Origin of the sequence: Olsenella sp. KH1P3, from assembly GCF_900167315.1 — a bacterium.
Taxonomy (GTDB): domain Bacteria; phylum Actinomycetota; class Coriobacteriia; order Coriobacteriales; family Atopobiaceae; genus Olsenella_J; species Olsenella_J umbonata_A.
Genome location: NZ_FUWQ01000003.1, coordinates 122,978 through 135,225 on the forward strand (window position 1 = coordinate 122,978; position 12,248 = coordinate 135,225).

The following is a 12,248-nucleotide window of genomic DNA, read 5'->3' on the forward strand; positions in this document are numbered from 1 at the left end:
CACCACGCTCCCCATAGTTTCAACAAACGATGGCTACTCGGCATTCCCGTCTTCAACAACCTCGACGTGCACGCCCTCGGCCGGAGTAGACCCAAGGTCAGCGGCATCGCCAGCGGCAGAGACGACCGTGTCGGTAACCGTAGTGACCGCCTCCTGAACCTGGCCCGTAGTGCTCGTGACGGCATCGGAGAGCGAGTCACGAAGCTGGTCCATGCGCTCGCGGGCAAGGTCGACCTTGGCGCGAAGCTCGTCGGTCGTGGCGTCCACGCTCGGACGAACGGAGCTGATCCTGTCGTTTACGATGCGAGAACCGCGCTCGTAGGAGTCGACGGCCGTGTCCCAGGCATCGTTCATGGCATCGGCAGCCATGGCACGGCTCTCCGCACCGGAGCGCGGGGCCATCAGCACGCCAGCCGTAACGCCAGCAGCGGCCCCCAGGATGGTGCCCGCCACGAATCCAAGTACGCCCTTCGTGCCCATGAAATCCTCCTCATGCCTGGCGAAAGCGCCAGCCTCATTTCTATCTCACGCGGCACAGCCGCATTCCATCCACATTGCTCTCTATCGTACCCTTCGGGGGCCGGGAATATGCTCTTCTTCCTCAACTGGCACGTCAAACAGAGAGCTCTGGCCATAGTCGTCAGACGGGACATCCTCCTGGTCATCCTCCTCCGAGAGGTCATCCTCGAACCCATCGGTCGAGGCGCCTGCACCCTCGTCCGAGCCATCCTCGGCGATAGCGTCCGCGCCCACGACAGCCTCATCTGCGACGGGATCGTCTACGATGTCCTCGTCCTCGGCAGGCACGTCCTCGGCAGCATCCTCGTCGGGGCCGTCGGCATCCGCCTCTTGGGTTCCGGCAACGATGAGCGTCGCATCCATGACCGTGGTCTCTTCAGCCGAGAAGGGCTCGCCCTTCTCGGCTTCGTCCGCCCCGTCTTCCGCAACCGGCTCGGGCCCCGCAGCCGAATCAGGCCCGACGCCTGCGGCGACATCCTCCTCCGGGGCGGCCTCGACGGTAACAGGCTCGTCCGTGGGCTCCTCGGGGGCCTCCTCAGGCGCAGCCTCCGTGGACGCCTCAACGTCTACGCCTACGGGCGCCATGACAGAGGTCTCGCCCGCGTCGACGACCTCAAGGGCCGTCGTCTCGGATGCGCCGAGGGCGGCAGTGGCGTCAACCGGAATGCTCGCGGTATGATCGGCCGGCGCCGAGGCACGTACGAGGTCCGTGGGGAAGGCCTTGAGCGGCTCGTCATGGGCCGACTGGTAGGCCTCCGGAGAGATGGTGGGGTCAGACGAGGAGGATCCGTTCAGGCCGGCGGCGGCACGTTCGGCAGCGGCTGCCTCGGAGGCGGCGAGTGCGGCTGCGGCGCGATGGGCCTCGGCCACAAGGCGCTCCTCCTCGGCCCGGCGCTCGCGCTCCCTCTCGGCAGCCTCGCGCTCTGCCTGCTCGCGGGCAACGCGGGCAGCCTCCTCGGCCTCGGCCCTCTCGGCAGCCTCGCGGGCCAAACGGGCTGCCTCCTCCTTGCGCAGGCGCTCCTGCTCTAGGCGAAATCGCTTCTCTTCCGCCAGACGCTCGGCCTCCTGGCGCGCGGCCTCGATCTCCTGCTCGCGCTGGGCGATCTCGCGCTGGCGCTCCTCGAGGGCACGCTGGTGCTGGTCAGCCGCCTCGGCATCGAGCTCCTCCATCACTGAGCGCTCGTAGGCGTCGGCCGGATCGTCGCCCATGGAGTCGATCATCCCGCACAGGCCGCTGACGATCGCGTCCACGTCGGGGCTGGCATCTTCGCCGCCCGTGAAGGCCCAGTCGATGATCCATGCGGCACTCGAGAGCGCGCCCACCGTGAGGACGTCATCCTGACAGGACAGCTCGATGTCGAACCCGCGCTCCTCGCCCTCGACGGGATAGGTCCTGCCCGTCGTGACGTCGCCTGCTACGTTGGTCTGCGCGAGCAGCTCGACCGTCACGTGCTCAAGCAGGTGAGCGAGCTCGGTGTTTCCCATGCAGTCCTTGAACGTCTCGCCGGCGTCGCCCAGGCACACGTGGTCGATGATGTGCGGCATCAGGTTGTAGATGCGCGTGGTGCCCTGCAGGTCCTCGCTTGTGAACAGCGGGGCTTCGGGGGCAATGCGCACGCGCGCGGTGAGATTCTCGAGTCCAATCTCGACCCTCTGGATTTCGATGAGCTTTGCCATTGGTGAAGCCTTCCGCCTAGAAATGCATACTTAAGTGCCATTGTAGTAAAACTTGGCTACTTGTCCTCGTTCGCTGCTGCTAGCGGCCTTATTCCGCCGTTTCCTCCTCATCCGCGGCGTCCGCTGGAGGCTCGGGAGCCGTCACGCGCAGGAGAGCCAGACGTCGCCCGCGCATCGACTGTACCCTGAAGCGATACCCCTCGACCTCGAAGACCTCGCCGGGCTTGGGCAGCCCGTCTGCAATCTCGAGCACAAAGCCGGCAACGGTCTCGTACTCCTCGCTATCCTCGATGGGCCATCCCAGCTCGATGGCGTCGTCGATCGAGAAGCGCCCGTCAACCAGCCACTCACGATCCGAAAGCTGCGTCAGGTACTTGTTGTCGGGATCGAACTCGTCGGCAATCTCGCCCACGACCTCCTCGACAATGTCCTCAATCGTGATGACGCCGGCGGTTCCGCCGTACTCGTCGACCACGATGACCATCTGGTCGCGGCTGTTCTGCATCTCGGACAGCAGCGGGATGATGTCCTTGGTGTCGGGGACGAAGTCGGCGCTGCGCATGTACCTACTGATGGGCTTGTCGCCCTCGCCCAGATCGACCATGGGTCCGATGAGGTCCTTGATATGGGCTATTCCCACGATGCGGTCCACGTCGTCGTGAAAGATGGGAATGCGTGAGAAGCCCGTGCTCCTCATGACGTCCAGGACCTCGGACAAGGTGGAGGTATCCTCGAGCGCCGTCAGGTCGACGCGCGGAATCATGACCTCGCGCGCCTTGGCGTCGCCCAGGTCGAAGATCTCGTGGATCATCGTCTTCTCTTCGTCGCTCAGCTCGTCGGAGTCGGTCACCATGTAGCGAATCTCGTCCTCCGAGACGTCCTGACGGTCATCGGCACTCTTGATTCCCAACGCGCAAGCCAGGCCGTTGGCGCTGGCCGAGGTGAGCGCGACAAGCGGCCGGACAAAGTGCGCGAAGGCGCTCAAGGGTCCAGCGACGGACTTCGAGACCTTCTCGGCTTCCGCCATCGCGATGCGCTTGGGCACGAGCTCGCCCACGACGATGGAGAAGTACGAGACCACCAGGGTGATGAGCACGGTAGCCAAGCCCCCGGCAAACGCGGGGTCCGCACCCAAGGACGCCAGCCAGGCACCCAGCGGAGCGGACAGGCTCGTCGCGGCAAAGGCAGACGAGAAGAACCCGACAAGCGTGATCGCAACCTGTATGGCCGCAAGGAACCCAGTGGGGTTCTCGATGACGCGGGCAGCCCGCGCGGCAGCCTTGTCGCCCTGCTCGGCGTCGTGGTCAAGCATGACCTTCTTCGCGGTGGAGAGGGCCATCTCGGACATCGAGAAGTATCCGTTCACCAGCGTGAGCAATACGGTAACGAAGATTGAAAGGGCTATGTCCATGCGCGCTCGCGCAACCTCCTAGACAGCGTCCGACAGCGCCACAGCGCGAAAAGGTGAGTCGCAACCGGGCAGATTATCTGCATTCTACCCGAGTGCAACCCACCTCCATCAATCGCGACGTCACTGACGGCGATTAGGTGAAACATTTCTGTCAGCGTTGCTGCCCGCCCCACCAGAACGTGCGCATGTCACACCCTGCGAAGGATCCTATGCCACGATGGCCTCCGCCTTCTTGTCCTCCTCGGCGATGATCTTGGCCTTCTCGTCCACGTCGGTCTGCGACATCTTATCCGCATAGGTCTTCTGGCCCGTGGGATACATCTCGAGCCACAGCTCTTCGGCGACCTTGGCCCATGCCTCTGCGTACGGGGTGACGCGAGCGCAGAGGTCCTTCGCGCTTTCGGGGGCCACGTACTCAGAAGGCCGCGCCGCAGACTCCTCGACCATCTTGGGAAGCTCCTGGGGGTTCTCGAGCATCGGACAGGGCATCAGCAGGTTCTTGTTGAAGAGCCAGTGCTTGCGATACGCCTGGAAGATGGGCTGGCGCAGGCATTCGAGCCAGTTGCCGCTCTTCTTGAAGTTCGCGTTGGAGTAGTGGATGAAGACGCACGGCTCCACGTCGCCGCGCGCGTTGACGTGGCAGTACACGCGGCCGCCCGCGATGCAGCCGCCGACGAACTCGCCGTCGTTCTGGAAGTCCATCGCGAAGATGGGCTTGCCGCCTTCCGGTGCGCGAAGCTCGCGGATGCGGCGGAACATGTAGCGGCGCTGCTCGACGGTGGGCATAAGGTCGGCGTTCGCTCCTTCCCCCACGGGCATGTAGTGGAAGAACCACGCCCACCTGCAGCCCTTGCCAATCAGAAGGTCAAAGAACTCGTCAGACGAGACCTTCTCGGTGTTTTCGCGCGTGTAGGCCGTCGAGGTTCCAAAGAGCAGGCCATGCTCGCGCATGAGGTCGAAGGCATGCATGACCTCCTCGAAGGAGCCGTCACCACGGCGGCCGTCGTTGATGCTGGGCTCATAGGACTCGAGCGAAACCGAGAACACAATGTTACCCAGCTCGGCCACCTTCGCACAAAACTCCTCGTCCACAAGGGAGGCGTTGGTAAAGATGTTGAAGAGGCTCTCGTTGTGCTTCTCGGCCAGGCGTAGGACATCGGCCTTGCGTACGAGCGGCTCGCCACCCGTCAGCATGAAGAGGTGAGTGCCAAGCTCCTCCGCCTGCGATACCAGGCTGTCCATCTCGTCATACGTCAGGTTGAGGCGGTTTCCGTAGTCGGCGGCCCAACAGCCCACGCAATGCTTATTGCATGCGCTCGTCGGGTCGAAGAGGATGATCCAGGGCACGTTGCACTGGTACTTCTCGGCATTGGCCGTGGTATTGCGAAGACCGCGGAAGGCGGCCTCGTATCCACCGTTGAGGATGGTAGTCTTCAGCACGTTGTGATCGGTATGGTCGATTACATCAAACAGGAAGCTCTCCCACTTCGAGCCCGGATAGATTCCCTTTCGCAGACCCCGGGTGGCACCGGGAGACGTGTCCTTCAGAAGCTTTCCGGCCATCGTGATGAGATGGTCGATGTTCTCCTCACGGCCCTCCACCGACGCATCCTTGAGTATTTTGTCGACGACCAGTCCGAAAGCCGCGCGCTCGGCGGCATGGGCAACCTTTGACTGCATGGCAATCACTCCCCACGTAAAATGTGAGCCCGGGGCCCTTCCCCGGTTTTTGACTCGCGTTCAAAAACCTTATGAGTCTCTTTACCCATTCGACGAGAAGAGCATGCGCACTTTTACGCAAGCGTACCCCAACCGCACGGGACAAAAAGCCCGTCCGCACGAATGCGGACGGGCATCTTGCCAGTTAGTTGGATGGTCGGGCTTACCAGCACTTCACCTTTTCGATGTTCTCCCGAATGTGAGCGCAGCTCGCATGCCACTTCGCAATTTCGCCCTCGGCCATCTCGGGCACGAAGACGCGCTCGACGCCTTGGGCGCCGATGACGCAGGGCAGCGAAGAGAACAGGCCGGATTCGCCGTAGGCGCCCTCAACGAGCGTGGACACGGGCGTGACCAGCTTGGTGTCGTGGACGATCGCCTTAATGATCTCGACCGCGCCGTTCGAGATGGAATACTCGGTACACATCTTGCCGGCCATGGTGATGTAGCCGCCGTGACGGGCCTGCTCCTCAAGGTCGGGTCGATCGAAGCTGACGCCAGCCTGCCGCTCGACCTCCTCCGGCGTCAGGCAGCCGATCGTGACGTGGGACCACAGCGCGAACTCCGACAGACCATGCTCGCCCAGCATCCACGAGTTGATGCACTGGGGGTCGTAGCCGCACACGTTGGCGATGGCGTGCTTGAAGCGGGAGGAGTCGAGCGTGGTGCCCGAACCGATGATCTTCTTGGGGTCATAGCCCGTAAGGCCCCAGATCTCGGTCGCGACGACGTCGTTGGGGTTGGCAATACTTACCCAAACGCCCTTGAAGCCAGCGTCGACGATGCGCTGCGCGAACTTCTTGGCTTCCTCCGTCGTCACGAACAGCTCGCCGTCGCGATTCTCCTTGGCTGCAGCCACATGGCCCGCGGCGTTGACGATGACGTCGCACTGCGCAAGCTCCTCGTAGCGGTCGTCGCACTCGAACACGCGCGCAGAATGGGGATAGAAGGACATGGCGTCCAGCAGATCGTTCACCTGTGCGCGACACAGAACCTCATTGGTGTCGCAGATGTATAGCTCGGACGCGAGAGACTGATACAGAAGGGCGTTGGCGACATGAGCGCCCACATGGTTGATGCCGATGATGCCGATCTTGCTGACCAAACCCATAATGCCGTCCATTCACTCGATACTTCCGGACAGAACAACTTATATTCTGGTAAATCGTAAAGCGCAAGCCCCCAGCCAGGCCACAGTCACACGAGTCGGAAGCATTGCGGAAACATAGCGACAAACGCCAGTGATGGCGGGCGGCGCCACAGAATTCATGTGAGTATCGCGCAGCCGCCCAGGCAAGGGTAGCCGCACGCAGTTTTCTAGTCCTAAGCTTGCAATACGCAAGAATAAGGCGGACACCAGTCGAGGTATTCAATGGGCTTTAAGACATACACCTGCCCCATAGCAAAGGCATGCGGAGGCTGCGAATGGCTCGCGGTGCCCTACCCCATTCAGCTTAGGCGCAAGCAGAAGGAAGTGGAGAAGCTCTTCTCCGCCGCGGCCGAAAGAGACCACGCAACGATAGAGCCAATCCGTGGGATGGAGGACCCCAGAGCCTTTCGCAACAAGGCCGCGACGCCATTCGCGCCCGGTAAGGGCGGGCGCATTCGCAGCGGCTTCTTTGCGGCGGGATCCCATCGCATCGTTCGCTGTGACTCGTGCCTGGTGGAGGACCCCCGCGCACGCGACATTCTGAACGACGTCGCCCGCGTGGCGGAGCGTCTGGGAATTCGCGCGTATCAGGAAGACCGCGGCCGTGGCACGCTGCGCCACGCCATTGTACGCTGCGGCTACGCAACCGAAGACATCCTGCTGACCCTCGTCACCAACGGGCAGCGGCTTCCACGCGAGCGCGAGTTCGTCGCTGAGCTCACCCAGAGGCACCCCGAGATCAGCTCCATCGCGCAGAACATCAACCAGCATCGCACGAATGCGATGCTGGGCCGCGAGTGCAAGACGCTCTTTGGCAGCGGCATCATGCACGACAAGCTACTGGGATGCACCTTTGAGATCAGCCCGACCAGCTTCTATCAGACAAACCCGCGCCAGACCGAGGTTCTGTACCAGCTCTCGATTGACGCCTGTCAACAGGCAGCCGTCTCAGGCGAGGGCAACTTCAACGTGCTCGACGCCTACTGCGGAACCGGAACCATCGGCATGTGCATCGCCAAACAGGACGGATCCGTACACGTCACGGGAGTCGAGCAGGTTCATGACGCGGTCGACTGCGCAAAGCGCAACGCGCGCGCAAACAGCCTAGACCAGCGTGCGCGCTTCGTGGCGGCGGATGCAACCGAGTATATGAACTCAATCGCAGAGTCGGGAAAGGCGAGCTTCGACGTGGTCGTCATGGACCCACCACGCGCGGGGTCGACGCCACAGTTCCTCGACGGCGTCACACACATGGGGACCAAGACCGTGGTCTACGTCTCGTGCAACCCAAAGACGCAGCTGCGAGACATCGAGCACCTGCAGAGGCGCGGCTATCGCCTGCGCACGCTGACCCCCGTCGACATGTTCCCTCACACCAAGCACATCGAGACTGTCGCGTTGCTTACCAAGCGCGGCTAGACGGGCAGCCGGCTTCTCTTTGCTGCGGATTCCCTGGCAAATGTTCACGAGTATGATGCGAGAGACTTTGGGACAAGCTCTCACAAGAAGGAGCTTCTTCTTGGATTAGACATCCCGAGGAGCTACTAGCTAAAGAGGAGGAGAAGTACATGGGACTCAGGCTCATCAAGCTATCCCGCAAGTACGAGACCAAGCTTGGCCGAATGATAGACGAGTGGAAGGCCGATCAGGAGGCCAACGGCACCGACCATTCCCCCTACGCCATCTTCCGGAACGATTACCACGACTTCGATTCCTACCTTGCCGGACTCGAGCCAAACCCCGTGCCAGAGGGACACGTTCCCAACTCCGTATACTTCCTTCTGGACGATGAGCGAGACCGGCTCTTGGGCGCCGTAGACATCCGCCATCACCTGAACGACGAATTGCTGGAGTGCGGTGGCCACATTGGTGACGGAATCAGGCCCAGCGAGAGGCGAAAGGGTTACGCCACCAAGATGATTGGCCTTGCACTCGATAAATGCAGAGACCTGGGCATCGACCGCGTGCTCATGACCTGCAACAAGACCAACGTCGGATCTGCCAAGTCCATCATCAACAATGGCGGCGTGCTCGAAAACGAGCTGTCGCTCCCTGACGGAACCATCGAGCAGCGCTACTGGATCGACCTGTAGGGCCGCGCGCTTCTCCCCTGTGCCTTTTGTGCCCAAGGCATAGACCCTCTTGCGCGCGGGTACTGAAGTGAGGGTGCATTTTGCCACCGACGGCGCTTGCTACAGCGCTTTGAAATACAAGAAAGACGAGGAGTTTTTGCATGTCAAAGTACCTGGATTCCATCGATAGCCCCGCCGACCTCAAACGCATTCCGCAGTCTGAGCTTCCCGAGCTTGCGAAGGAAATCCGTTCCGCTCTCATCAGGCGCCTAGAGGCCGTCGGAGGGCACTTCGGCTCCAATCTTGGTGCCGTCGAGCTCGAGATAGCCCTGCACTACGTATTCGACTCCCCGCGCGACAAGTTCGTCTTCGATGTCTCTCACCAGTCGTATACGCACAAGGTCCTGACCGGGCGGCGCGGGATGGTCGAACCCGAGACGTACCTTGACTACAGCGGCTTCAGCGCCCCCGAGGAAAGCGTGCACGACCAGTTCAAGGTCGGGCACACCTCCACGTCGCTCTCGCTTGCCTGCGGCCTGGCCAAGGCCCGCGACCTGACGGGCGGGAAGGGCAACGTTGTGGCGGTCATCGGCGACGGGAGCATGAGTGGCGGCGAGGCTTTCGAGGGCCTCAACAACGCGGCGATGCTCGACTCGAACATGATCATCCTGTTCAACGACAATGACATGTCCATTGCGCCCAACCAGGGTGGCATGTATCGAAACTTCGCCGAACTGCGCGCTACGAAGGGCACCGCCTCGAACAACTTCTTCACCGCGATGGGGCTCGAGTACCGCTTCCTCGAGAGCGGCAACGACCTTGATGCGCTCATCCAGGAGCTGCGTGCCGTAAAAGACATCGACCACCCCATCGTCGTACACATCTGCACCCAGAAGGGCCTCGGCTCCGACTGGGCGCAGGAGCACAGGGAGGAGGGCCACTGGGTTGACCCCAAGGGCGCCGAGCCGTCGGACGAGGAGAGCCCGACCAAGCTCAACGCCGACTTCCTCCTAAAGAAGATCCAAGCGGACCCCTCCGTCGTGGTCATCAACGCCGGCACGCCGGGCGGTCTGTCGCTCACACCCGCGTGGCGCGCCAAGGCCGGCAAGCAATTCGTCGACGTCGGCATCGCGGAGGAGCACGCGGTTGCCTTCACCTCGGGTCTCGCCCGCGGCGGCGCCAAACCGGTCTACCTGGTAAGCGGTTCCTTTGCGCAGCGCACGTACGATCAGCTCATGCAGGACCTCGCCCTCAACCGCAGCGCCGGCGTGATTCTGGTCCGCGGAGCCTCCATCGGCACGGGAGACGCGACTCACAACGGCACCTATATCTCCTCGCTCGAGAACATCGTGCCAAATGTAAGGGTCTTCTCGCCCTCTTCAATGGAGGACGAGTACGCCATCCTCGACTGGGCCATCGACCAGCAGGAGGGACCGGTCATCATCAACGTTCCCGAATCCGCGACACATGGCCCGCAGCGCTTCTCGACGGAGGACGTCGAGCGCAACCGCGTCGTGCGCATGGGTCGCGATGTCGCGCTGATGGGCTACGGCAACTTCCAGGCGCTCGCCCAGGAGGTCGCGACCGAGCTTGAGAAGTGCGACATCGACGCCACCGTCATCGACCCCGTCTTCGCAAACGACATCGATGCAGAGCTGCTGCAGGCCCTCAAGGGAGACCATCGTCTGGTCGTCACGCTTGAGGACGGCATGCTCGCCGGAGGCTTCGGCTCTGCCGTGACCGCGTTCTACTCGGCCGACGACATGCGCGTGCTCAACTATGGCGCTCGTCGAGAGTATCTCGACCGCGTGGACGGCGAGGCCATGCGCAAGCGCTACCACCTGAACCCCGAAACCATCGCGCAAGAGATCCGCGAGGTTCTCGAGCGCTAGGCCGCGCGTCCGCGGGAAACACGTCCGCGCAGCACGGCATGGACAGAAAGAAGGGAGGCCGTCCATCGGGCGGCCTCCCTTTCCTTTTCACGTGGCGCATTTCGCGACGCACGATTCGCGACTCCCCTAGGCGGGGTCGACAACAACCTTGTTGCCCTCAACGCGCACGCGGCCCTCCGACAGCAGCTGAATGGTGTCGGGGTAGAGCTCGTGCTCGATGTCGTGGATGCGAGACTCGAGCGTATCGACATCCCATCCCTCCTCAACGACCAGGGCACGCTGCGCGATGATTGGGCCACAGTCGTACTTGTCGTCGGCAAAGTGCACGGTCACGCCCGTCACCTTGACGCCGTAGTCGTAGGCATCCTGAATGGCATGGGCGCCCTTGAAGCTGGGCAGCAGAGCTGGATGCAGGTTCACGACGCGATTTTCGAACGCACGCAGAATGGGAGCGTGGACCATTCGCATGTATCCAGCCATGATGACGTAGTCGACGCCCTCGCGCTTCAGCGCGGACGCGATCACCTCGTCCGCCGTCATCGGGTCGGCATAGATCTCCTTGCTCAAGGTCATCGTCTGGATGCCAGCAGCCTCGGCGCGCTTGAGGCCGTAGGCGCTCGGGCGAGAAGAAATTACAATCGCGATCTGTGCATCGAGCGTGCCCGCGTCAATGCGGTCGATGATAGCCTGCAGGTTGGTGCCTGAGCCCGAGAGCAGAACGCCGAGCTTGATGCTCATCGATAGGTCACCTTGCCCTCGCCCTCGACGCACTCGCCCATGACGAAGGGAGCGAAGCCCTGCTCGACTAGGTCCCCGCAGACCTCGTCCACGTCGTTGGGGTCACAGATGATGCTCATGCCGACACCCATGTTGAAGGTCTTGTAGGCCTCGTCGGGCGTGAGGCCGGCGGCCTTGACGCAGTAGGTGATGATGGGCGGAACGTCCCATGCGGGACCATCATCGCCACCGCGGTCAACGACGGCGTCGACGTTGGAGGGCAGGGCACGGTTGAGGTTCTCGGTGATGCCACCACCCGTGATGTGAGCCATTGCGTGGATCGGCGCACCAGCCTTGAGTGCCTTGACGAGGCCACCTGCATAGATGGCCGTGGGTCGAAGGACCGCATCTGCCAGGGACTCTCCGCCCAGCTCGTCGAGAGGTTGGTTGAGCTCCTCAATCGTCTTGCCCTCGATGGCGACCTTGCGCACGAGGGAGTAGCCGTTGGAGTGGATGCCACTGGAGGGCAGACCGATGATGACGTCGCCCGCCTTGACCTTGTCGGGACCGATCATCTTCGGTCGGTCGACGACGCCGACGACAAAGCCGGCCAGGTCGTAGTCGTCAGCCTTCATGACGCCGGGATGCTCCGCCATCTCGCCGCCGACCAGGGCGCAGCCGCTCTTCTTGCAGCCGTTCGCGATACCCTTGACGATCTTCGCGACGTGGTCGGCCTTGAGCTTGCCGATGGCGACGTAGTCCAGGAAGAACAGGGGTTCGGCGCCGATGGGCACGACATCGTCGACGCACATGGCGACAAGGTCCTCACCCACGGTCTCGTGACGGTCGAGCAGCTGCGCGATGGCGAGCTTGGTGCCAACGCCGTCGGTTCCGGACACCAAGACGGGATCCTCCATGTCCTTGAATGGCTTCATGGAGAAGCACGAGCCAAAGCCCCCCAGGCCGCCGATGACCTCAGGGCGACTGGTCGCCTTGACCGTGTCCTTGATCGCATCGACCGCACGTGCCCCCTCATCGACGTCGACACCCGCGTCGGCGTACGTGACGTGCTTGGTCTGCTCTGTCGTCAT

Annotated in this window: 10 protein-coding genes; 3 read left to right on the forward strand and 7 right to left on the reverse strand. The window is 62.5% G+C overall.

The genetic code is table 11. From position 1 onward, the window contains the following. Positions 1–33 precede the first annotated feature (33 nt). The 5 genes from B5D13_RS05210 to B5D13_RS05230 form a co-directional block, all read right to left on the reverse strand. Positions 34–480, reverse strand: coding sequence for a YtxH domain-containing protein (locus tag B5D13_RS05210; RefSeq protein WP_078687275.1), 447 nt, complete (start codon positions 478–480; stop codon positions 34–36). A gap of 81 nt (positions 481–561) precedes the next feature. After that, positions 562–2,196, reverse strand: a complete 1,635-nt coding sequence (locus tag B5D13_RS05215) for a cyanophycin synthetase family protein (RefSeq protein ID WP_078687276.1) — start codon at positions 2,194–2,196, stop codon at positions 562–564. Between the two features lie 88 nt (positions 2,197–2,284). Continuing rightward, positions 2,285–3,607 carry a hemolysin family protein gene (locus B5D13_RS05220; protein ID WP_078687277.1) on the reverse strand — a complete coding sequence of 441 codons (1,323 nt, stop codon included), beginning with the start codon at positions 3,605–3,607 and terminating at the stop codon, positions 2,285–2,287. Between the two features lie 207 nt (positions 3,608–3,814). Further along, a complete protein-coding gene (locus B5D13_RS05225; RefSeq protein WP_078687278.1) occupies positions 3,815–5,287 on the reverse strand; it encodes a radical SAM protein in 1,473 nt (490 codons plus the stop codon). Positions 5,288–5,489: 202 nt separating this feature from the next. After that, positions 5,490–6,437 carry a lactate/malate family dehydrogenase gene (locus B5D13_RS05230; RefSeq protein ID WP_078687403.1) on the reverse strand — a complete coding sequence of 316 codons (948 nt, stop codon included), beginning with the start codon at positions 6,435–6,437 and terminating at the stop codon, positions 5,490–5,492. A 261-nt stretch (positions 6,438–6,698) separates the two neighbouring features. Between B5D13_RS05230 and rlmD the strand changes: the two genes are divergently transcribed. The 3 genes from rlmD (at position 6,699) to B5D13_RS05245 (ending at position 10,440) form a co-directional block, all read left to right on the forward strand. After that, the gene (rlmD, locus tag B5D13_RS05235; RefSeq protein WP_078687279.1) at positions 6,699–7,895 is read left to right on the forward strand and encodes a 23S rRNA (uracil(1939)-C(5))-methyltransferase RlmD; all 1,197 of its coding nucleotides are present in this window, start codon (positions 6,699–6,701) and stop codon (positions 7,893–7,895) included. A gap of 149 nt (positions 7,896–8,044) precedes the next feature. After that, a complete protein-coding gene (locus tag B5D13_RS05240; protein ID WP_078687280.1) occupies positions 8,045–8,569 on the forward strand; it encodes a GNAT family N-acetyltransferase in 525 nt (174 codons plus the stop codon). 140 nt (positions 8,570–8,709) lie between these two features. Then, positions 8,710–10,440, forward strand: coding sequence for a 1-deoxy-D-xylulose-5-phosphate synthase (locus B5D13_RS05245; protein WP_078687281.1), 1,731 nt, complete (start codon positions 8,710–8,712; stop codon positions 10,438–10,440). Positions 10,441–10,566: 126 nt separating this feature from the next. Here B5D13_RS05245 and purN read toward each other — a convergent pair whose 3' ends face one another. Both purN and purM read right to left on the reverse strand, forming a co-directional pair. Further along, positions 10,567–11,178, reverse strand: coding sequence for a phosphoribosylglycinamide formyltransferase (gene purN, locus B5D13_RS05250; RefSeq protein WP_078687282.1), 612 nt, complete (start codon positions 11,176–11,178; stop codon positions 10,567–10,569). Next, positions 11,175–12,248 carry a phosphoribosylformylglycinamidine cyclo-ligase gene (purM, locus tag B5D13_RS05255; RefSeq protein ID WP_078687283.1) on the reverse strand — a complete coding sequence of 358 codons (1,074 nt, stop codon included), beginning with the start codon at positions 12,246–12,248 and terminating at the stop codon, positions 11,175–11,177. The genes purN and purM overlap by 4 nt, the downstream gene beginning before the upstream one ends.